General features: G+C 60.2%; 15 protein-coding genes. 2 read left to right on the forward strand and 13 right to left on the reverse strand.

Annotation, left to right across the window (positions count from 1 at the left end):
* Positions 1 to 38: 38 nt before the first annotated feature.
* The 13 genes from AACY31_RS16640 to yaaA all read right to left on the reverse strand — a co-directional run bounded on the left by AACY31_RS16640 (position 39) and on the right by yaaA (position 18,293).
* Positions 39 to 1,490 (reverse strand): mannose-1-phosphate guanylyltransferase/mannose-6-phosphate isomerase, encoded by a 1,452-nt coding sequence (locus AACY31_RS16640; RefSeq protein WP_339478120.1) that lies wholly within the window; start codon positions 1,488 to 1,490, stop codon positions 39 to 41.
* Between the two features lie 229 nt (positions 1,491 to 1,719).
* Positions 1,720 to 2,385, reverse strand: coding sequence for an alginate O-acetyltransferase AlgF (locus AACY31_RS16645; protein WP_339478123.1), 666 nt, complete (start codon positions 2,383 to 2,385; stop codon positions 1,720 to 1,722).
* A 14-nt stretch (positions 2,386 to 2,399) separates the two neighbouring features.
* Complete coding sequence (locus AACY31_RS16650) at positions 2,400 to 3,575, reverse strand: alginate O-acetyltransferase (RefSeq protein WP_339478126.1); 1,176 nt, start codon at positions 3,573 to 3,575, stop codon at positions 2,400 to 2,402.
* A gap of 11 nt (positions 3,576 to 3,586) precedes the next feature.
* Positions 3,587 to 5,152 (reverse strand): MBOAT family O-acyltransferase, encoded by a 1,566-nt coding sequence (locus AACY31_RS16655; RefSeq protein WP_339478129.1) that lies wholly within the window; start codon positions 5,150 to 5,152, stop codon positions 3,587 to 3,589.
* 218 nt (positions 5,153 to 5,370) lie between these two features.
* Positions 5,371 to 6,507: a mannuronate-specific alginate lyase gene (locus AACY31_RS16660; protein ID WP_339478132.1), complete on the reverse strand. Its 1,137-nt coding sequence runs from the start codon at positions 6,505 to 6,507 to the stop codon at positions 5,371 to 5,373.
* An 11-nt stretch (positions 6,508 to 6,518) separates the two neighbouring features.
* Positions 6,519 to 7,970, reverse strand: a complete 1,452-nt coding sequence (locus AACY31_RS16665; protein WP_339504805.1) for an alginate O-acetyltransferase — start codon at positions 7,968 to 7,970, stop codon at positions 6,519 to 6,521.
* 11 nt (positions 7,971 to 7,981) lie between these two features.
* Positions 7,982 to 9,571, reverse strand: a complete 1,590-nt coding sequence (gene algG / locus AACY31_RS16670; RefSeq protein WP_339504807.1) for a mannuronan 5-epimerase AlgG — start codon at positions 9,569 to 9,571, stop codon at positions 7,982 to 7,984.
* Positions 9,572 to 9,597: 26 nt separating this feature from the next.
* Positions 9,598 to 11,082, reverse strand: coding sequence for an alginate export family protein (locus tag AACY31_RS16675; RefSeq protein ID WP_339478260.1), 1,485 nt, complete (start codon positions 11,080 to 11,082; stop codon positions 9,598 to 9,600).
* Positions 11,083 to 11,087: 5 nt separating this feature from the next.
* Positions 11,088 to 12,590 (reverse strand): alginate biosynthesis TPR repeat lipoprotein AlgK, encoded by a 1,503-nt coding sequence (gene algK / locus AACY31_RS16680; protein ID WP_445261552.1) that lies wholly within the window; start codon positions 12,588 to 12,590, stop codon positions 11,088 to 11,090.
* Between the two features lie 15 nt (positions 12,591 to 12,605).
* Positions 12,606 to 13,775, reverse strand: a complete 1,170-nt coding sequence (locus AACY31_RS16685) for an alginate biosynthesis protein Alg44 (protein ID WP_339478143.1) — start codon at positions 13,773 to 13,775, stop codon at positions 12,606 to 12,608.
* Positions 13,776 to 13,810: 35 nt separating this feature from the next.
* On the reverse strand, positions 13,811 to 15,292 hold the full coding sequence (gene alg8 / locus AACY31_RS16690; RefSeq protein ID WP_445261553.1) for a mannuronan synthase: 1,482 nt from the start codon (positions 15,290 to 15,292) through the stop codon (positions 13,811 to 13,813).
* 100 nt (positions 15,293 to 15,392) lie between these two features.
* Positions 15,393 to 16,709 (reverse strand): nucleotide sugar dehydrogenase, encoded by a 1,317-nt coding sequence (locus tag AACY31_RS16695; protein ID WP_339478145.1) that lies wholly within the window; start codon positions 16,707 to 16,709, stop codon positions 15,393 to 15,395.
* Between the two features lie 804 nt (positions 16,710 to 17,513).
* Positions 17,514 to 18,293: a peroxide stress protein YaaA gene (gene yaaA, locus AACY31_RS16700; RefSeq protein WP_339478149.1), complete on the reverse strand. Its 780-nt coding sequence runs from the start codon at positions 18,291 to 18,293 to the stop codon at positions 17,514 to 17,516.
* Positions 18,294 to 18,571: 278 nt separating this feature from the next.
* Here yaaA and AACY31_RS16705 point away from each other — a divergent pair, with 278 nt between their 5' ends.
* Positions 18,572 to 19,696 (forward strand): polysaccharide deacetylase family protein, encoded by a 1,125-nt coding sequence (locus AACY31_RS16705; protein WP_339478151.1) that lies wholly within the window; start codon positions 18,572 to 18,574, stop codon positions 19,694 to 19,696.
* Positions 19,697 to 20,032: 336 nt separating this feature from the next.
* Positions 20,033 to 21,427, forward strand: coding sequence for a PhoH family protein (locus AACY31_RS16710; RefSeq protein WP_339478153.1), 1,395 nt, complete (start codon positions 20,033 to 20,035; stop codon positions 21,425 to 21,427).
* The last annotated feature ends 53 nt before the right edge of the window (positions 21,428 to 21,480 follow it).

The raw sequence follows: 21,480 nt of genomic DNA on the forward strand, positions 1-21,480 counted from the left end.
CTGGATGGGGGCTTCTGGTGCGGCTGATCGTTACCTAGTTACTGTGCGATAGTCTTCACCGAGACGCCGCGTTCGATCGGGGTGGAGCGACCGTAGATGTCTTCGAAACGCTCGATGTCGTCTTCGCCCAGATAGCTGCCGGACTGCACTTCGATGATTTCCAGTGGGATCTTGCCCGGGTTGCGCAGGCGGTGGACCGACGCGATCGGGATGTAGGTCGACTGGTTTTCGCAGAGCAGGAACACGTTCTCGTCGCAGGTCACTTCGGCGGTACCGCTGACCACGATCCAGTGTTCGGCGCGGTGGTGGTGCATCTGCAGCGACAGGCACGCGCCCGGCTTGACCGAGATGTGCTTGACCTGGAAGCGCCCGCCCATGTCCACCGAGTCATAGGAACCCCAAGGGCGATAGACCTCGCAGTGGTTCTGGGTCTCGGTGCGACCTTGTGCGTTGAGGGTGTTGACCATCTGCTTGACGCCTTGGACCTTGTCCTTGTGGGCGATCATCATGGCGTCCTTGGTTTCGACCACCACGATGTTGTCCAGGCCGATCACCGACACCAGTTTGCCGTTGCCGTGAATCATGCAGTTGCGGCTGTCCTGGACCACCACATCGCCCTTGGTGACGTTGCCATTGGTGTCTTTTTCGTTGACTTCCCACAGCGACGACCAGCAGCCGACATCGCTCCAACCCGCCGACAGCGGCACCACGCAGGCGCGCTGGGTTTTTTCCATCACGGCGTAGTCGATGGAGTTGTCCGGGCAGCAGGCGAAGGTGGCTTCGTCGAAGGTGATGGTGTCGGCCGTCTGCTCACTGCGCTCCAGGGTCAGCAGGCAGGTGTCGTAGATGTCCGGATCGTGCTTTTTCAGCTCTTCGAGGAAGCGGCTGGCGCGGAACAGGAACATGCCGCTGTTCCAGAAGTAACCGCCGGCCTCGACGAACTCGGTGGCACGCTTGACGTCGGGTTTTTCGACGAAGTGCGAAACGCGGCTCACGCCTTCAGGCAGCAGCGCGTCGTTGGTCGACTTGATGTAGCCGTAGCCGGTTTCCGGTTTGGTGGCCGGCACGCCGAACAGCACCATTTCGCCACGCTCGGCGGCCACGGTGGCCAGGGCCAGGGCGCGTTGCAGGGCTTTCTGGTCTTCCAGCACGTGGTCGGCCGGCAGCACCAGCATCAGCTCGTCGCGGCCTTCGTTGACCAGCATCATCGCGGTCAGCGCCACGGCCGGTGCGGTGTTGCGTCCGAACGGCTCCATCAGGATGCGCTGGACTTCGAGCTTACGGTTGTTCAACTGCTCGTTGACGATGAAGCGATGGTCTTTGTTGCAGACCACGATCGGCGTGTCCATGCCTTCGAACACCAGGCGCTCGAGGGTTTGCTGGAACAGCGTGTGTTCACCGGTCAGGGCCAGGAACTGTTTAGGGAATTGCTTACGCGAAAGCGGCCAAAGACGTGAGCCACTACCACCTGACAAGATCACCGGAATCATGTTTGTTACTCCTTAAAGCGAAATGGTTGTTAGAGCTACTGCGTTCTGTCGTTTCACTCTCTTGTTCTTGTTCCGTACCCGAATGACTGACCCTCTGTAGGCGCTGACGAGCGCAGCGAGGCTGCGATCTTTCCCCTAACACTTGAATCCCAAGTGAAAGATCAAAATCAAAAGATCGCAGCCTACGGCAGCGCCTACACAAAAGGTGCTCAGCCCTCAGGAAAACTCATCAGCGGGTGGACACTGGGCGTTTGACCCACACTGGCGACAGGTTGCTGCCTGAACCTGTGACGTACAGCACGGCCGCTTCGCCGCGCTCCAGGGCCACGGGTTTGAGGTCGCCGACTTTCTTGTCGCCTTCGAACAGCGCCAGGGACACTTTCACTGGGTTGATTTCACGTTCGCCCCGGCCCTTGGCGGCCACGTTCGCCACCACTTCGGTCTTGCCGTCGGCGGTCTTGAGGGTCAGTGCCTTGTCGCTGAGGTTCTGTACGCGAACCAGGGACTTCTGCTTGTTCTTGAACGGCGGCTCTTCGATCAGTTGAGGCTGACCGCTGGCGTTGTTGACCAGGGTGTAATAGTGATCGGAAGCCAGTTTCACCGGCACGGTCTGGCTGCCGACCTTGGCGCTGTAGTCGCCACCGGGCATGAAGCTGAAGTCGCTGCTGGCCAAGGGGGCTACGTCGTTGATGTTGGTGCTGCCGACGGCGGCGCTGACTTCGGCGTTGCTGGCGTTGTACACCCGCACGAAGCTCGAGCCTTTTGGTGCGACCGGGCCATACAGGGCCGAGTCGCCGGCAAAGGCGGACAGTGAGAGGGCGCTCATGCTGGCGACGAGAGCAACGGCCTTGAAGGAGCGAGCAGCGAGACGGCGAGGAGTAGTGTTCAAAGTCATGGTGGACCTCTCTTTCAGTTTTGCGCCCGGTCGGGCGTCTCGGATGGGGTGTTGGCGGCTACGTTCTGTTGGCGCGCGCCGACTTGCTTAAGCTCTGCGACCCACTGCGGGTCGGCGTCGCCGATTTCGTTGTTCACGGGCAGATAACGTTCAGGGAACTCCCAGATCAGCACCTGTGGCGGGCTGTTCTTGAAGGCGTCGCTTCTGAGGTAGCTGAGCATCGGCAGAATCGGGCCATGGCCGTCTTCGGCGAAGTTGACGACGTCGCTGTGCAGGGCTTGCTTGAGTGCGCCGACGAAGTTCCAGTTGGGGTTGGCGCTATAGCTGGTGCCGATCAGGGCCACGGGCACCTGGGCGTCGGCGAACAGCGCGTCGTCGCCGGCTGGCTGGTCGTCGGCTTCGCGGGTGTTGCGCTTGACCAGTGGTTCCTGGGCTGGCATCAGGTTTTCGAACAGCGGGTCCAGGGGCAGGAACTGGCGCAGGTCGCCCTTATGGGTGATTTTTTCTGCAGGTTCCGTGACGAAGCGTTGTGGCTCACCGTTGAGCGGAGCGCGTTCGGCAATGGCCTTGGCCAGGTTCTCGGCAGCGACCTGGGCACCTTCCGGCGTCCAGTGAGTGTCGGTGCGCAGGAACACTTGCTGGCCGCCTTGCTTGGCCTGTTGCAGCGGGCCGAGCAGGTCCGGCGCGAGAATCTTGTCGGCCGCCACGCGAGCGTGGAAATCCTGGTAGAGGTTGGCGTGGATGCTCGATGGCTTCACGTCACCCAGGTGCTCAGGGTACAGCCGTACCTTGGCCGGCACGATCGCCATAACCAGGGTCACGCCTTGTTCCTTAAGCTTTTGGCGCACGCCTTCGACCAGCGCGTAGTTGCCTTGCAGGTTCAGCTCTTCGTTGACGATCGGGTTGAACTCTTCGTCGCTGTACAGCCACTGGTCGCGGCCCAGGACCACGCCTTTGCGGCCTTCGTTGAACAGCTTGTAGTCCAGCGCAGCCCAGATGTTGGTGCCCAGGCGCTTGATCGGGAACTCGTCGTCGTAGTGCGTTTCCACGGCCTTGCTCCAGCGCCCGTTGAGCACGGTGGCGTCGGGGTTGGTGCTGAAACCGAAGAAACTGCGCATCGACCACAGGCCCAGTGCTGTCAGGATCAGCATGAACAGTGCGATGTAAAAGATGCGTAGTGAGCGGGTCATGTTCAGATCCCTCAGAACTGGAAGTAGAGGAACGGCGAGAAGCTTTGCGCCGAGAGTTTGAGAATCGAGGCGATGAACAGCAGCAGCACCAGGGCGCGCATCACGTAGCGTGACCAGTCCACGGTCCAGTAGGCAGGTTGCACCTGGGCTTCGACACCCACGGTGTAGCCCGGTTCATGGATCGTCGCGGGGTTGTCACCCGGTACGGCCTTGATCATTCCCGGTTGTGCGGTGGCCGGGCCGTTGGCTTCGGTATTGACCTCGGGTTTGGTCTTGACCGGCGGACGGTTGGTGTAGAAATCCCGCAGGCCGAAGAAGGCGAGGGTGACGTAGGCCACCACCAGCGTGGCGATCTGCAGGCCGGTGAGGTTGGCGCGGGTCAGTTCCGACAGCGACCAGTCGCCGAAGCTGAACATGGCGCCGTACATGCGACCGGCCACGTGCAGGTTCTCGGCACGGAAAATGACCCAGCCCATCACCACCAGCAGGAAGGTCAGCGCCCAGCGGATCGGGTTGATGCTACGTGGCGTGGTGTTGATGCCCACCGCTTTTTCGATGGCCAGCCACATGCCGTGCCAGGCACCCCAGATGATGTAGGTGAAGTTCGCGCCGTGCCACAGACCACCGAGCAGCATGGTCAGGAACAAGTTGCGATAGGTCATCAGCGTACCTTTGCGATTACCGCCCAGGGTGATGTAGAGGTAGTCGCGCAGCCAGGTGGACAGGCTGATGTGCCAGCGGCGCCAGAACTCGGTGATCGACTGGCTGATGTAGGGCTGCTTGAAATTTTCCATGAAACGGAAACCCATCATCAGGCCCAGGCCGATGGCCATGTCACTGTAGCCGGAGAAGTCGAAGTACAGCTGCGCGGTGTAGGCCAGGGCGCCAAGCCAGGCATCGCCCGTGGTCGGGTTCTGCAAGGCGAAGCAATGGTCGGCCACCACCGCCAGGGTGTCGGCGATGAACACTTTCTTGATGAAGCCCTGCATGAAGCGCGTGCAGCCTTCGGAGAACTTGTCCAGCGTGTGGGTACGGTTGTTGAACTGGTCGGCCAGGTCGCGGAAACGCAACACGGGGCCGGCGATCAGGTGCGGGAAAATGGCCACGAACGCTGCGAAGTCGATCAGGTTGCGGGTCGCCGGCGTGTCACCGCGATAGACGTCGATGATGTAGCTGATGGACTCAAAAATGTAGAACGAGATCCCGATCGGCAACAGCACGTGGGTCAGGATGAACGGGTTGAGACCGAAGCCGGTGATGATTGCGTTGAGGCTGTCCACGCCGAAGTTGGCGTACTTGAAATAGCCCAGGATGGCCAAATCCACGCCCACGCCGAGCAACAGCCAGCGCTGGGCCGGTTTGGTGCGCACACCGGCGGCACCGACTTTCAGGCCGATCCAGTAGTTCCACAGGGTGACGCCGGCGAACAGTGCCAGGAAGTCCACCCGCCACCAGGCATAGAACACATAGCTGGCGATCAGCAGCAGCAGGTTGCGATAGCGTTGCCCGCTCAAGTAGTACAAGCCGAGAAAGATCGGCAAGAACAGAAACAGAAACACATTGGATGAAAATACCATCCCGATCTCTCCATGTTGAATCACAGTCAAGGGCCAGAGCCCCCCCCAACCCCCCCCATGAAAACCGGGGGGCTATTGCATTTCAGTCGCCGTGAATACTGTGGGAGCACGGCTTGCCCGCGATGAACGATGGCGCGGTCCATTCAGTGCCCCCGCGTCATGGCTATCGCGGGCAAGCCTTGCTCCCACAGGTCCCTTGCCAGGCAAGGGATATGACATCAGCTTCCTTTTTCACCTTTCTCCCGCGAAGGGTCATACACCCGGGTCAAGTCGCCGCCGAGGCGGAAGGTCTTGAACGGTTGCATCTCATGCTTGCGCTCCAGCACATCCTCGGAGCAGGTGTAGAGGCTGCAGAACGGTTCGAGCCAGGCGAATTTCGAATCGATCTTCAGGTCCTTCATGTCCTGCTCTTCGCCGTTCTTCTCTTCGAAGATGTCCGGGTCTTCCACCCCGGCCAACACTCGGTCGCCCAGTCGCTTGAGGGCGCCGTTGTTTTCCTGGCGCAGGTCCACACCGTTGACCTGGGCAAAACTGGCGATCATCGCCAGGGGCGGCAGGGCATAGTTGTGGTAGGACAGGGCGCGTTGCTTGCGCTTGAGTTCGTTGGGCAGGAAACCGTCGGCATCAACCTGGTTGACGCCGACCTTGTATTGCTTGATGGCCCAGTCAAACAGATCGCGGCGGTTGGTCGCCACGGAGGTGGCCATCACCGACCAGGCGGCCCAGTAGGAGTGGTTGTTGGTCTTATCCAGCGGCAGGTTGTCCCAGTCGCTGACCACCTGATCGGCCATCCGGCTGAACCAGCTTTCGATCAGTTGCGCCTGCTCCGGGTGATTGGCCAGTGGGCGGGACTCGGAGAACTTCAGGCGCACATAGGCCGAAGCCATGCTGCCCAGCGCCCATTTGCGCATGGACTTGCCGGTGTGGTTGAAGTCCTTGGACATCAACGCATCGGCTTGGGCCCACGCGGTCAGCCAGTTGAGGGTGCATTCCAATTGTTCGGGACGGCCGTCACGCATGAATTGCATCACTTGCTTGCTGACGCCACGCTCTATCTTGGTGATGTCGGCGGTGCTGTCGCGGAAGGCTTTTTCCGATTGTACGTTCAGGGTCGCACGGGCCTTGTCGGAGCCCTCGTACTTGCTGCGAAATTGCAGGGAGCCGGTGTAGGGCGTTGGTGTGGCGTTGCAGCCTTGGGCTGCTTCGCCGGCCTTGACCTTTTCGATCGGCGCGAAGTAACCCTGTGGCGGGCGCAGCGGGGCCGCCGCCTGCGTGGCCCCAGCGAACATCGCCAGGGTCAGCAGGGAGGGCGCCAGCAGCGTTTTCAACGTTCGGGTACGCGTGGTACTGGTCATGAGACGAGACCTCATTGTCCGATTTGAGCCGTTTGTTGCCCGGCTTGCCCAGATGCATTGCGTTTGCAGACTTTCGCTTCGATTTGCAGTGGCTCTTTACCGGCTTCAGGGCCCTGGACTTCAACGGCTAGCAGGTTCTGTGAAGCCCAGTCCTCGTCGGTGCGCAATTGGAAGGCGAAACGCCCGTCGGTTTCTGCGGTATCCGGTTTTTCGATCTTGATATCCTCGTGGCGCCCGTTCATGTACCAGAGGGTGGCTTGCAAGGTTTTCACCGAGGTGTCGGCGAAGCGGATGTCGACCTGGAGGCTGCCGTTACGCAGGTCCATGTTCTTGCTGTTGACCATCAATTCGTTCTTGCCCGGCTTGAGCGCGGTCTTGCTGCTCATCAATGCCGGCTTGCCTTCACAACCGTTGTTGTCCAGCAGCGCCATCATCTGGCGATAGATGGTTTCCTGGTCCAGGCGATACAGCGGCGAGAATTCCCAGATGAGGATTTTCGGCGGGCTCTTCTGGAACTCTTCGCTGCCCAGGTACTGGATCATCGCGCCCTCGAAACCGCCGCCGGGGAAGGCCACGTTGAGGATGTCAGCGCCGATGGCTTCCTGCAGGAAGCCGGCAAAGTTGTAGTTTTTGCCGCTGTGACTGGTGCCCACGAGGGTGATTTGCGGGTTGCCGGAATCGCCAAACAGGTCACCGTCGCCGGCCTCGCCCTTAGGTTCGGTGGTGAACTGGTCCATGTACTGGACCGCATAGCTGGTGCCGCACAGCTGCCCGGCCATGTTGTGCAGGGTGCCGGTCTTGCCCATGCGGCCGGACTTTTTGGTCTCGAACTCTTGCTTGGGAATATCGGCGAAGGCCGGGATCTGCTTGACCTTCTCGGCGACGATTTTGGCGGTGCGCTGGGCGCCGTATGGTGTCCAGTGCTGGTCGCCACGGAAATAGAAATCGTGGGCCGGCAGGGTTTCGGGCAGGTTCTCGTTGGTCAGCGGCGACAAGTCCGGCACCACGTAACCCATCTGGGCGAAACGGCCGAGCATGGATTTGTAGTTGGTCAGGGCCTTGTCAAAGTTGAAGCTGGCCTTCTCCTGCGCATTGAGCTTGTTGCGGTTCACCAGGCCCCGGGTCGGCTGATAGACGAGCACCAGCTCGACGCCTTTTGCCTTGAACGCATCGTGCAATTGTTGCAGACGCTTGTAGCCGGCCGGGGTGGTGTTGAATTCGGTGCGCAGGTCTTCCTGGGTCCGGAACAGCCAGTCGCCCTGGGCTTGTACCAGTGTGGTGAAGTTCTGCTGGTAGCGCGTGGTGTAGTTCTTTGCGTCATGGGCTGCCGGGCACAGGTTGCAGCACGGCTCGGCGGTAAAGGTCGGTGCCTTGATTTCATCGGCACGGGCGCCGCTTGCAGCGGCCAGAATGCCGGCAGTCAGGGCAGACAGGCCCAGGAGTTTGATCATCTGTGGGTTCATAAAGGTCATCCTCAGTCCCGCATTTCGGTCTGGCGTTCGACAGGGTCGATCAGCACGGCTTTCTGCTGGCGCACCAGCAGGTCGAGAATTTCATCCTGGCGTTCGCCGAGGATTCCCGAGAAGCTGATGCCGCTGGATTTGGTCGGTGCGAGCATGGACACGCGGTAAAGCTCGACGCTCAACGGCGAATCGATGGACAGCGGACCGCTGCCGTTGGCAGCCAGTTCGCCGCCGACCACGATCAGCGAGACTTCGGCGTCGAACGGGTCGAGCTCGATGTCCCGGTCGGTGTCGGACAGGTCTTTGATGTGACCGTAGAGACCGGTCAGGCCGTTGGCCATGGACACGTTTTCGTAGAGGCGAATGTTCACGCTGTTACGAATGCGGATGCCGTGGCGGCGGTTGCTGATCACTTTGTTGCCCCACAGCAGGTTGTCACCACTCTCGTAGAGCGTGATGCCGTCGGTGTGGTTCTTGTAGATCTCGTTGTAGGCGATCAGGTTGTTCACGCTGTTACGGTCGATCACCAGGCCCGAGAGTTTGTTGTCATAGCTGCGGTTGTTGAAAATGAAGCTGTCGTTGACCTCGCGGGAAATAATGATCCCGTGCTTCTTCTTGGTCCCGTAGACCGTGTTGTCGGCAATGATCAGCCGATGGGAACGGTCATGGGGGTCGATGCCGTAGACGATGTTGTCTTTATAGGTATTGCTCTTGACCACGAAGTCGTTGGTTTCATAGCAGTAGAAGCCGTACCACATGTCCGAGAACTCGGAACCGATGATCCAGCCGGTCGGTTCCGGGCGCTTGAGGACCTTGGCCATGTTCGGCGTGTACTGGGAGATACTGACCCCGTACGACTTACTGTTGGCGTAGCCGAAGCTCGCCATCTTGGTGTTGACGATGTAGGTCTCGGTGCCGCCCCAGGACAGCAGGAACGGACGGAACTCTTTGGGCGAACGGAACGTGGCGGGGCCATTTTCCTTTTCGCGCCAGCCGGTGACCTTGGTGTCGCGGATGAACATCTGGCCATCGTTGACCAGGAATGAGCCGCCCTCTTGGGACAGGCGCAGTTCCTGGGTCTGTTTGTCGATTTCCAGGATGCCTTTCTGGCCGACCACGATCGGAATCTTCGCCAGGTACACACCCGGCGAGGTTTCGATAACGTACTTGGGCACCTTCTTGGCCAGGTCCTTGAGGTTCATGTAGCCGTCATCAACGAAGATGGCTTGTGGGATGCCGTGCTGGCGCACCACCCATTCGGCCATCTTATTGTCGCCGCCGATGAAGTCCTTCAAGGCGTTTTCCTGCATCATCCGCCGTACGCTGATCTTGCCGGGCTTGCTGCGCACGATCTTGGCCGCGACCGCTTCGGCGGTATAGCCTTTGAGGTCGGGCAAGGTCGGCGCGGCCAGCTCCAGCGGTGCGGTTGGCGCGCTGCTGACGGTGTAGGTCTTGGCTTGTTGCAGTTCCTTGACCACTTTGCCCGGTTTGACCACCGGTTCAACGTTGGCGAACACCGGCGAGCCGGCCAGCAGCATCGCTGCGACCAACAGGCTGATCGAACCTTTCATCACCTGGCTGTTCCTGAGGTAGCGGTTCATATCGGGCACTCCCATGGCCATTCGCATCAGAAGCGCCAGATCACGTCGACAAAGGCGCGATGCATGTACGAATCGACCTCTTTGCCGTAAGCGTCGCCTGGCTTGAACACGCCGCCACGAAAGCGCACCAGCGCCGACGGCTCATCAATGGACTGACTCAGCGCGGCTGGCAGCAGGCCTTGCTTGAAGTACTTGGTGACAACCAGGTCGACTTCCTGGCCCAGGTCCTTGTTGCCATCACGCAGCGGCAGGGTCGAGGTGGACAGGATCGCGCCGGTCACATCGTCGGTGTTGTTTTCCACGGCGTTGATGCCGTTGCTGCCCACCGGCTTGTTGCCGTCCACGCGCCAGAACTTGTGGTACACAAGGCTGGCGTCGTATTCGTCACGCAACTGCCAGGAACCGAACAGGCTGGCGCTCTGGGTGTTGGCCATTTCCCCACGGAACGCTTCGCCGAAACGATGCACGCGCGAGCGGGTACCGGTGAAGTTCGAACGGTTGCTTTGCAGGCCGTTCTGTTCGTAGTCCTCGCTGGCGCGGGCATAGGCCGCACCGACTTGCCATTGCGGGTCCAGACGCAGGCGGATACCCAAGTCAGTGGCCCAGCCGTCCACGTCATCGCTGTGCTTGGCTTGCGCCGGGCGCGTGCCGTCGGCGTTGAGCGGGTTGACGCTGTCACGTTCGCCGGTCATGCCGGTAAGGCTGGCCCAATAGTTGACGGTGTTGGTGTTGCGCCAGTTGTAGGCGTCGCTGTTGGCTTCCAGGCCGAGCCAGGTCAAGTCACCGTTCTCGGTCTTGTCCAGGGTGTCGGTGGCTTCGCCCGGGGTCGGGTAGTCGAGGCTGCCGTCGTCATGGGAGTGGTGGGCACGGATACCGGCCCACTGGCCTGGCATCCACTGGTAGCCCACGTCGCCGTAGACGTGCAGGCGGTCCTTGTCCTTGGGGGACAATTCCTTGAGGTCGGTGCGGTATTCGCTGAAGCGTTCGGCCACGCCGAGGTTGGCCCGCAGCAAGGTGGTGTCGAAGGTCCAGTTCAGGGCTTCGATGTTGGTGTCGCGCCATTGGCCGTCGTCATTGCGCAGGCGCTGGCGACCGAACTTCAACTGCTCGCCCGGGTAGGGGGTCAGGCCACTGTAGCCAATCCAGAACTCACGCATGGCCAGGTAGCTTTTCTTGGCTTCGCGATCACCGCTGTCGGTTTGCTGGGTGCTGCCATCGGACTGTTGCAGGGTGTCGGTCTCGATGATGTCGCTGGACGTCACGGCCTGGGCCATGGCATAGGCGCTCCAGGCGCCGCTTTCACCGTAGACCCACGGACGCAGATCCAAGCCGACACCGTTGACGTCGCCACCGCTCTGGGTGCCGAGGTCGCGGTCGTCTTCGGACTGGCCGGTGATTTTCACTTCCAGGCCGAAATTCTTGCTCTCGGTCAGCGCCGCCAGGGTCGGGCAGGACCACAGCAGGGCAAACGACAGGCCAATACCAGCCTGCACAAAAGGATTGAGCTTCAAAAGCTTCATAGAGGTTCCTCGCCGTCATCTTCTTTTAGGGCTTGCAGTTCCAGCGTATCGGGGCTCATCGAGCCGCGAACGGCCTGCTCTTGTTGCAGCAGGCGTTGCGCTTGTGCAAGTTGCTGCGGCGGCAATTGTGCTTCGAGGGTTTGGGCAAGCTCGATGGCTTGCGGGGTGTTCTGCACCTTGGCCAACTGGCTGAACACATAGGCGTTGACCGGGTTGGGCTTGGTGCCCTTGCCCTGGGAGAACAGCTGGGCAATGGCAAAGTCGGCGCTGTTCTGGCCGTTGCGGGCGGCCTTGAGCAGGTGGTCCAGGGCTTTTTGCGAGTACACCTTGCCCAGGTAACCGCGGCGATAGATCTGGCCGAGGTAGTAGTCGGCGGCCACTTCGCGGCCAACGGCTTTCTGGAAATGCGCCTCGGCGACCTTGGCATCGGCCGGGACCCACTTGCCTTCGTAGTAAAGTTTGCCCAGCAACAGCTCGGCGCGCGGCTGATCGGCGGCGCGGCCGTTTTCCAGGTACTGCATCATCTTGTCGACGTCACCCCGTTCCGGGAAGTCGTAGAGCAGCTGTGCCAGGCTGACCCAGGCAGCGGGATAGCCCGGGGCGATGCCTTCGAGCAACGACTGGGCGGTTTTTTCGTCGGTCTTGCCCAGGCTGGCATCGGCCAGGACGCTGGCGACGCTGTCCACGCGTTGAGCGGATACGACGCCACGGGCGTGACCGTCTTGCATCTGCTTGAGCAACTCGGCCTGCTGTTCCGGCTGGCCGCGCTTTTGATAGACCGTGGCCAGTTCGACGTAGCAGATGTCCGTGGTCGCCAGCGCGGCCTTGCAGACTTTCTCGACTTCGTCCAGGTGCTGGTCGTAGGTGCCTTGGGTGCGGTAGAGCAGAATCTGCGCCAGGCCCGCTTCCGGGTAACCGGCACTGCGCCATTGGTTGATCTGCTGCTGAGCGTTCACGTTCGGGAAGCTGTGGGGATATTGCAGGTACAGCATCGCCAGCGGGATCAGGGTGCCACCTTGACCGTTGGCGAAGGCTTCCTTCAGCAGGCCTTCGGCTTCGTGCTTTTCAGCTTCAGTGGAACCGGGCTTGGCCACCAGCAGGCGACCCAGGCGAGCCTGGGCCCGTGGCGAGATATCGGCGGCAGCGCGGTAAGTCGCCTCGGCTTTTCTCATCTGCTCGGGGTCGCGGCTGTCCACCTGGATGTCGGCCAGGCCGACCTGGGCTTCGCTGTAGCCCAGGTCTGCCAGTTGCTGATAGTTCTGCTGCGCCAGCGCCGTGTCGCCGCGCTTGAGGGCTTCGTTGGCCAGGCGTTGATCGGGCAGGCCGGCGCAACCGGCCAGGCTCACGGCCAGCGCCAGCGCACAGAATGCACGTGTGTGGGAGCGAGCCTGCTCGCGATGCAGGCCGCTCGGTGTACCAGACAGACCGCGTCGATCCCATCGCGAGCAGGCTCGCTCCCACAGGGAATGCGGTGCATTGTTGTTTTGTGGAGTGATCACGGGCATATCCTCGACTTAAATACCGACGGCCATGGCTTTGTCGATCAGCCAGTTCAGGTTCGGGCCACGGTCGCTGGTGACTTCTACCGGCCGGCCGGCCAGCGAGCTGTCCAGGGGTTCGTCAGGTTGGATCAGCACACGGATATCGGAGGACAGGTCGGCACTTTTCAGGCTGGTGCTGTTGACGATCTTGCCGGTTCGGGTGGTGTCTTCACCGGCGACCTGGAAGCTGACCGCAGTGCCTGGGCGTACGTCGCCGAACTGGCGATAAGAGAAGCGCGCTTCGACGTTGGCTTCGGTGCCCCGTGGGACCAGTTGGAAGATCACGTCGCCCTTGCTGGCGTACTGACCGTCGGACACTAACTGTTGGGTCACGATGCAGTCGCACGGCGACGTCAGGGTGCCGGTCATTTGCTTACCGAACAGCTCCTCGACCTTGGCCGGCTGCAACTGGTTATCGTCCAGGTGACCCTTGAGCACATCGAGCATGCTGGTGCTGAAGGTCGCCAGCGGGGCGCCTTTGGCGGCCACGCCGTCGGCCTGGACCAGGCTCTGCACGGTGCCGTCACGCGGCATGGTAATGGCCATGCCCGGTACGTTCACCAGGCCGGCCTGGGCATGGCTGACGAAGTACATGCCGTACACCGACTTGAAGACGAAACCGAACGCTGCCACGCCAACGACGAATATCCCCAAACTGAAGGTCACGGCGCGCAGGCGGCCGAAGGCGCTCATGCCACCGTTTTCGTCTTTCTGCTTGCGAGCCTTGGTGAAGTTATCGCGCTGCAGGGTTGCCAGCACGTCGCCGACACCGACGATGTCGCCGGCCAGGTGCGAGGTGATGATGTGACGCAGTGTCGAGATGTCCCGAGGCTCCAGGTTCTGGAACTGGCAACCGGTGCGGCCGGTCTGGCGGTCGTAGGAACGGATCTGCAATTCCACGTCTATGGCCAGGCCAAGGTTGTCGATGACGAACTGCAGGCGACCCTTGTAGGCCTCCCCGGTCTTGAGGGCCATCTGGCCGGCGTTGAAGCTCAGGCCACCGGCGGACAGGTCCAGGACCTTGACTTCCATCGGCGTACGGTCAGGGCCGAAGAAGCGCAGCTTGGCCGGGATTTTGACCCGGGCGTGTTGGCGCTGGGCTTCGGATTCATGCACTACGTTGACATTCACGGCGGTGTTCATAGGGGCGATTTCCTAGTTAATTCATTCAAGTCCGGTCAGACCATCGTCAGCAGCACGGCGACAAAAATGCTGCCGGCGGAGAAGGTCATGGTCCGAGACGACCAAGTGTTGAACCACCGTTGAAAGCTGGCGAGATCACGGGTCAGGTGGGTGGGCTGGCGGGTCCAGGACTGTTGATCGAGGCGGAAGAACACGTAGATCTTCACCAGGGCCCCGACGATCTGGTTGTAATAGAGAATCGCCGGGTAGGCAGGGCCGATCCGGTGTCCGGAGCACGACAGCAACAGGGTCAGCAGCAACCGCGTGATGCCGATCCACAGCAGGTACACCAGGATGAACGCGGTGCCGTACTTGAAGCTGGCGATCAGTGCCACGGTCAGGCCCAGCAGCGAGGTCCACATCGACACGCGCTGGTCGAACAGCACCACCGAGGTGAATAGACCCAGACGCTTCATGCCCAGGCCAAGTGCCCGGGAGTTCTGCCGCAGGTTGTTGCCGTACCAGCGGAACATCAGCTTGCGACTGGCCTTGATGAAGCTCTTCTCCGGCGGGTGCTCAACGGTGTTGATCGCCGCATCGGGCACGTAGAACGTGTCGTAGCCCAGGCGCATCAGGCTGAACCAGCTCGATTTGTCATCGCCGGTCAGGAACTTGAAGCGACCCAGGCGCCAGTGTTGCAGCGAGTCGCTTTCCACGTCGGCGATGAAGTCCGGGTTGGTGACCACGGTGGCGCGGAACACCGACATGCGGCCGGTCATGGTCAGCACGCGCTTGGACAAGGCCATGGAGCACATGTTGATGTGACGCTGGGCGAAACGCAGCTTGTGCCATTCGCTCATGATGTAGCCGCCGCGCACTTCGCAGAACTCGTTGGTGGTCAGGCCGCCGACGTTGCCGAACAGCTGGAACCAGGGCACGGTCTTGCGCACGACGCCTTCGGCGAGCACGGTGTCGCCGTCGATCACCGCTACCACGGCGCGGTCGTCCGGCAAGTGGCGGGAGATGGCGCGGAAACCAAAGGCCAGGCCGTCGCGCTTGCCGGTGCCAGGGATGCGCACGAAGTCCAGCTTGACCCGTGCTGGCGGGTTCATGCGGGCCCAGAGGCTCTTGACCAGCAGTTCGTCGGACATTTCCACGATGGAGCAAACCACGGTGGTGGGCAGCCCGCATTCGATGGCCTCGCGAATCACCGAGCCATACACCTGAGCGGTGGTCAGCGCATCGATCCGGAAGCTGGTGACCATCAGGTACACATGGGACGGATCCGCCGCCTTGCCCAGCTTGCGTACCTTGCGGCGCAGGTGCGGGTAGACGATGTACAGGAAGATCATGCCGCGCACGAAATGCGTTGCTCCCATGGAGTAACGCCAGATGCCCACGGCGCCGATCAGGAAGATGAAGTCCTTGGATTCGGAGTCGAACGTGGACGTGGGCAGCGCCATGGCGATGCCCATCAATAAACTCAAGTAAAACAGCCAACCGGCGGCCTGAAGCAGGCCGTGCTTTAGCCTGTGCATAATCTGCATCCGTCTCTATCTCGGGCGGGCCTTGTGGGCGGCCCGATGGGTTAAGGCAGGCGAAAGGCCGGCCGGGGCATGCCCCGGCCGGCAAACAGACTTACCAGCAGATGCCTTCGGTCCGGCCACTCGGGTTGGTGGCCTTGGACATGAAGCCGACCAGGTCGATGACCTGCTTGCCTTCCGGTACGTTCTCGGTCAGCGCGCGGAACTTCTCGTCGCGGTTGCCCAGGATGATGATGTCGGAGCTGTCGATCACCGAGTCGAAGTCGGCGTTGAGCAAGGACGAGACGTGAGGAATCTTCGACTCGATGTAATCCTTGTTCGCACCGTGGACGCGGGCGTATTCGACGTTGCTGTCGTAGATTTTCAGGTCGAAACCCTTGCCGATCAGCATTTCCGCCAGCTCTACCAGCGGGCTTTCACGCAGGTCGTCGGTACCGGCCTTGAAGCTCAGGCCCAGCAGGGCGACTTTGCGCTTGTCGTGGCTGGAAACGATATCGAAGGCGTTCTGCACCTGGGATTCGTTGCTGCGCATCAGAGAGTTGAGCAGCGGCGCTTCCACGTCCAGGGAACCTGCACGGTAGGTCAGGGCGCGAACGTCCTTGGGCAGGCAGGAGCCGCCGAAGGCGAAGCCTGGGCGCATGTAGTACTGGGACAGGTTCAGGGTCTTGTCCTGGCAGACCACGTCCATCACTTCACGGCCATCGACGCCGACGGCCTTGGCGATGTTGCCGATCTCGTTGGCGAAGGTCACCTTGGTGGCGTGCCAGACATTGCAGGTGTACTTGATCATCTCGGCGACGGCGATGTCCTTGCGGATGATCGGCGCATCGAGCTCTTCGTACAGCGATTGCAGAACGTCACCGGAGGCTTTGTCGAACTCACCGATGACGGTCATCGGTGGCAGGTCGTAGTCCTTGATCGCGGTGCTTTCACGCAGGAATTCAGGGTTGACCGCGACGCCGAAATCGACACCGGCTTTTTTGCCGGAGCAGTCTTCCAGAATCGGAATGACCACATTCGCCACGGTGCCTGGCAGCACGGTGCTGCGAACCACGATAGTGTGGCGGGTGGTCTTGTCACGCAGGACAAAACCGATCTCGCGGCACACAGCTTCGATGTAGTTCAGTTCCAGGTCGCCGTTCTTTTTGCTCGGTGTACCGACACAAATCATCGACAGGTCAGTATCGCGAATGGCTTCGGCGAAGTTGGTCGTGCCGCGCAGTCGGCCTGTTTGAATGCCCTGCGCCAATAGCTCGCCAAGACCTGGTTCAACGATTGGCGATTTGCCAGCGTTGATCATGTCGATTTTGTCTTTGGCGACATCTACGCCAACTACATCATGGCCCCGTGCAGACAGGCAACCGGCACATACTGCACCGACGTAACCCAAACCAAATATGCTAATGCGCATCGCATTTCCCTCTGTTTTTCGTGCCACTAAAATGGCCGGAGTTAATAGTGTTCAGCGGTCATAGTGCACTCGGAAGTGTGGAATGCAGGCGCCACAATACCGCGTGCAGGCATACTAAGTTCCGAGTGTCTAAATAAATGCACTCAAGTTGTGCGCAATGTGGCCTAGTTATTATGACCTGCCCTGTTATGCAGCCAGTCCTCGTTGTCGAGAACGCTTGTGCAAAGGTCCTTTACTTCCGATCTCTGGCAAAAAGCCGACAAAATCAGAAGCTTGTGTGCTCGGGTGAGCACGTTGTAGGGGCGCAGCCTTGGCCTTGTAGGGGATAGTAATGGTGCGTTATCTCCTGTCCTTATAAGGGTGAAGCTCAATAGGCGACCGTTTCGCTAAGTTGCCGTGACAACTTGGTTAATCCGTTCGCCATCCTTTGTAAGTTATCTCGTACACGCTCGCCGAGAATCGTTACGGATGGTATGAGCCATGCGATTTCACATAGTTCCGATCCACTCATCACGATTTTCGAAATTTTTCGAAATATTATCGAAGATGGCACTGCCTTCAATATGATGGCACTTGCCGTTTCGTCCTTTATTAATGGGGAGTTAGGAGGGGTGGATAGTTTTGTGCCACTACCGATGAAAAAAATCGGTGCCACTACGCAAAAAACGTACGAGTGTCGAGTGAAGGAAAAGTTAGCGTAGAAGATGGTCGGTTTATTGGCGCCATAAAGTCGGCAATTCGGGCGGGGGGATAAGATGGCAAATAGGGAGGCCCCCAATCAGGGGGCGGTATAAAGCTTGTGCCTTATTCAGGGGCGTGATCGCGCAGGAAAACCAGTTTGTCCCGGCTCGACTGTTGAGCGTTGAAGCGGTAGCCCTGTACATCGAATTGGCTGAGTGCTGCTGGGTCGTCGATCCGTTCCTGAATCACGAATCGACTCATCAGGCCTCGGGCTTTCTTGGCGTAGAAGCTGATGATTTTGTACTGGCCATTTTTCAGGTCGCGGAATTCGGTATCGATGACGCGCGCTTTCAGTGCGCTGCGCTTGACCGCCGAGAAGTATTCATTGGAAGCCAGGTTCAGCAGTACGTCGTCGCCCTGGTCGGCGAGGGCTTCGTTCAGCCATTCGCTGATGCGCGTGCCCCAGAACGCATAAAGGTCCTTGCCCCGGGCATTGGCCAGCTTCGTGCCCATTTCCAGGCGATAGGGTTGCATCAGGTCCAGTGGCCGCAGCAGGCCATAGAGGCCAGAGAGCATGCGCAGGTGCTGCTGGGCGTAGTCGAAGTCGGCGTCGCCAAAGCTTTGCGCATCGAGGCCTGTGTACACGTCGCCCTTGAAGGCCAGCAGTGCCTGCTTGGCATTGGCCGGGGTGAACGCCGGCGTCCAACTGCCGAATCGCGCGGCATTGAGGCCGCCGATCTTGTCGGAGACGTGCATCAGCTCGCTGATCTGTGCTGGCGAGAGTTCACGCAGTTGCTCGATCAGCGCCTGGGAGTGATCCAGGTACTGCGGCTGGGTAAAACGCTCGGTGGCCGGCGGTGTTTCGTAATCGAGGGTCTTGGCGGGGGATATCACCATCAGCATGAAATCGTCTCCTTGAGGGTGCGGCGATTCTAGGGGGTTGTCCGGGTGGACTCCAGCTATTGGGGTGATAGGTGATGGATGGGCGAGTATTGACGGGCATTTTTGGTGAGGGCGTTGTGGGCGCAAGACTTGCTCGCGATTGCGGCAACTTGATTTCTGAAGGCGCGCGTCTCTGCTATCGCGGGCAAGTCTTGCTCCCACAGCGTCCTCTGGCCACAAGGGTATTGCGCCAGGATCGTCTATGATGCTGCGCGGGTTTCGTTATGGAGACATCCCTTTTGCGTATCGCTCTTCTGTTATCGGCCTGGCTGTTGAGCCTGGCTGCCATTGCCGCGCCCAACGACGTCGCGACCCTGGACCGCAGCACCTGGCCGGAACAGCTCACCAGCCCGACGCTGTTCGACGTGGCCTCGCGGGCCGAGATCCTGATGTTCGCCCGGGTCTTGCTGGACGTCGATGCCATGGACGAAATCGCGCTCAAGCAGTACCTGGGGTTGCGCACGGTCAATATGGTTGCGATCGACGCGCTTCGTGCCCGGCTGTGGCAGCGGCTGCTGGTCAATTACAACTTTGCCCAGCGCAGCTGCGATCAGGACGCGTCCTTCTGTTACCTGGTCGAGGACATGGCGAGCCTGCGCGAAGAGGCGCGCAGGTTCCATCTGGATGACAACTCCTACTACATCAAGTGGGCCGCGCCGAGCCAGATTTTTCATACCCAATATCGCGACGAACTGCTGCGTAAAGCCGCACTTTTTCCGCAAACGAGCAGCGAAGTCGAACGTTTCGGCGATTACGAGCGAAACGGCGACGACATGAACGACCGCCTGTTCCTGCTGACCTTCGACAGCGCCGCCAACGCCGTGCCGGACAACACCCCGTGGCTGGCCGAATACCTGCGCAAGGCGAACATCAATGGCACCTTCTTCGTGCTGGGCAAGGACATCCAAGCGCGGTTGCAAGAGGGGTCGGTCAACAATCTCCAGGCGTTGTATTCGAGACAATGTGTGGGCGTGCAGGGGTGGGAGTTCCGCTCCCACAGCTATTGGCAGGACTGGCAAGACTCGGTCCGACGCAGTGTCGAGCTGGTCAAGGGCAAGCTGCCCGAAAATTACGTACCGCTGTTCCGTCCGCCCCAAGGCCAGCGTCGTGGCGACGCGCAAGCGTTCTTCCGCCAGCAGGGCTTGCAAGTGGCGCTGTGGGACATCGACCCCCAGGACAGCAACAATCGGCTCAAGCCTGAGCAAAGCGCCCAGCGCGTACTGACCCTGATGCTGCTGTGGCGCCACGGGGTGATCAATTTCAATGCCAAGCAGGATGGGGTAAAAACGGCAATGCCCTGGCTCATGGCGCAGACGGCGCAAAGCGGGATCGGTTGGGCGGACTGCCAGGAAGCGTTTCGCTGAAACCTGAAAAGGCCCGGAAACATTGGAGAAAGAGGGAAAACCGGCGCGCAATCATGACAACCGGACTTCCGACTTTAACGGCGCAACGGCGGTACGCCAAGGGTTATTCGTCACTCTGAAAAATAAACTTCAAAAAAGCGTCAAAGTGCTTTTTCCTGTCATGGTTTTTGGAGTATCAAGAAGTCAGACCGCCGAAACCTGCAACACAGGTGGCGTCTTCCAAGACCCAGATTGTGTGCAGTTCACCTGAATCCTCGCGGGTGAATTCGGTGGCTACCTCGAGGCGCAGCACTGTCACGGTATTGCGTCGAATGGCCCCCACATAGGTGACCGAGTATGGATGACCACGGACGTAGCCCTTCCTCCAACCAGCCAATCCTCTATGTACTCGATACCAACGTATTGATCCACGACCCAAACGCCCTGCTGAACTTCGAAGAACACCACGTTGCCATCCCGATGACCGTGCTTGAGGAACTGGACAAACTCAAGGGCGGACACCACAGCGTAGCGGCCGAATGTCGGCAGGCGATCCGCCTGATCGACAAGACCCTGGGTGATGCCTCTCCGGAGGACGTTGAGCTCGGCGTTCCGATCCAGCGCGGCAAAAGTGGTCCCAAGGGCCTGCTTTCGATCCTGATGAGCAAGCGCACCGAACCCAACCTGGTGCTGCCTGAACACCTGAACGACAACATCATCATCAACCAGTTGATCGACCTGCGCGCGCGCGCCCAGGACCAGGCCGTGGTGCTGGTGACCAAAGACATCAACATGCGCCTCAAGGCCCGCGCCTGCGGGATCGCGGCGGAAGACTACAGCACCGACCAGCTGGTCGACGACGTCTCGCTGTTGCCCAATGGCTACCACACCATGACAGGCTCCTTCTGGGACCGTGTGAGCAAGGTCGAGACCCGCCAGGACCACGGCCGCACCTGGCACCAGGTGCAGTTGATCGACAACCTGCCGGCGGTGCACATCAACGAGTTCATCATCGACGAACAAGGCTTCGTCGGCTGGATCAAGGAAATCCAGGTCGACAAACTGCTGATCCTCGACTTGCACCAGGAACCGCTGCTGCACCAGGAAGCCTGGGGCCTCAAGCCTCGTGACATCTACCAGAGCCTGGCCCTGTTCGCCTTGCTCGACCCGGATATCCACCTGGTCAACCTGTCCGGCGCCGCCGGTTCCGGCAAGACCATCCTGGCCCTGGCCGCTGCCATCGAGCAGACCATGGTCAGCAAGCGCTACCGGCGCATCATCGCCACCCGCAGCGTGCAGGGCCTGGACCAGGAAATCGGTTTCCTGCCCGGTACCGAAGCGGAAAAAATGGAGCCGTGGCTGGGGGCGATCACCGACAACCTCGAAGCCTTGCACATGGATGACGAAAGCACCCATGGCAGCGTCGACTACATCCTCAGCAAAGTGCCGTTGCAGTTCAAATCCCTCAACTACATTCGCGGGCGCAGCTTCCAGCAGAGCCTGATCCTGATCGACGAATGCCAGAACCTGACCCCGCACCAGATGAAAACCATCATCACCCGTGCCGGTGCCGGTTCCAAAGTGGTGTGCCTGGGTAACCTGGCGCAGATCGACACCCCTTACCTGTCCGCGACCAGCTCCGGGCTGACCTACCTGACCGAACGCTTCAAGGACTTCCCCAACGGGGTCCACATCACCCTGCAAGGCGTACCGCGCTCGATCCTGGCTGAATACGCCGAATCTCACCTGTAACCCCAGCCAAACCGGGCGACCCTATGGTCGCCCGGTTTTTCTGGGTAAACGAA

Origin of the sequence: Pseudomonas sp. RL_105y_Pfl2_101 (assembly GCF_963970585.1) — a bacterium.
Taxonomy (GTDB): Bacteria; Pseudomonadota; Gammaproteobacteria; order Pseudomonadales; family Pseudomonadaceae; genus Aquipseudomonas.

Coding starts and splice junctions, on each gene's coding strand:
- AACY31_RS16640 (WP_339478120.1), bottom strand. CDS start 1,490: ATGATTCCGGTGATCTTGTCAGGTGGTAGTGGCTCACGTCTTTGGCCG.
- AACY31_RS16645 (WP_339478123.1), bottom strand. CDS start 2,385: ATGACTTTGAACACTACTCCTCGCCGTCTCGCTGCTCGCTCCTTCAAG.
- AACY31_RS16650 (WP_339478126.1), bottom strand. CDS start 3,575: ATGACCCGCTCACTACGCATCTTTTACATCGCACTGTTCATGCTGATC.
- AACY31_RS16655 (WP_339478129.1), bottom strand. CDS start 5,152: ATGGTATTTTCATCCAATGTGTTTCTGTTTCTGTTCTTGCCGATCTTT.
- AACY31_RS16660 (WP_339478132.1), bottom strand. CDS start 6,507: ATGACCAGTACCACGCGTACCCGAACGTTGAAAACGCTGCTGGCGCCC.
- AACY31_RS16665 (WP_339504805.1), bottom strand. CDS start 7,970: ATGAACCCACAGATGATCAAACTCCTGGGCCTGTCTGCCCTGACTGCC.
- algG (WP_339504807.1), bottom strand. CDS start 9,571: ATGAACCGCTACCTCAGGAACAGCCAGGTGATGAAAGGTTCGATCAGC.
- AACY31_RS16685 (WP_339478143.1), bottom strand. CDS start 13,775: ATGAACACCGCCGTGAATGTCAACGTAGTGCATGAATCCGAAGCCCAG.
- alg8 (WP_445261553.1), bottom strand. CDS start 15,292: ATGCACAGGCTAAAGCACGGCCTGCTTCAGGCCGCCGGTTGGCTGTTT.
- AACY31_RS16695 (WP_339478145.1), bottom strand. CDS start 16,709: ATGCGCATTAGCATATTTGGTTTGGGTTACGTCGGTGCAGTATGTGCC.
- yaaA (WP_339478149.1), bottom strand. CDS start 18,293: ATGCTGATGGTGATATCCCCCGCCAAGACCCTCGATTACGAAACACCG.
- AACY31_RS16710 (WP_339478153.1), top strand. CDS start 20,033: ATGGATGACCACGGACGTAGCCCTTCCTCCAACCAGCCAATCCTCTAT.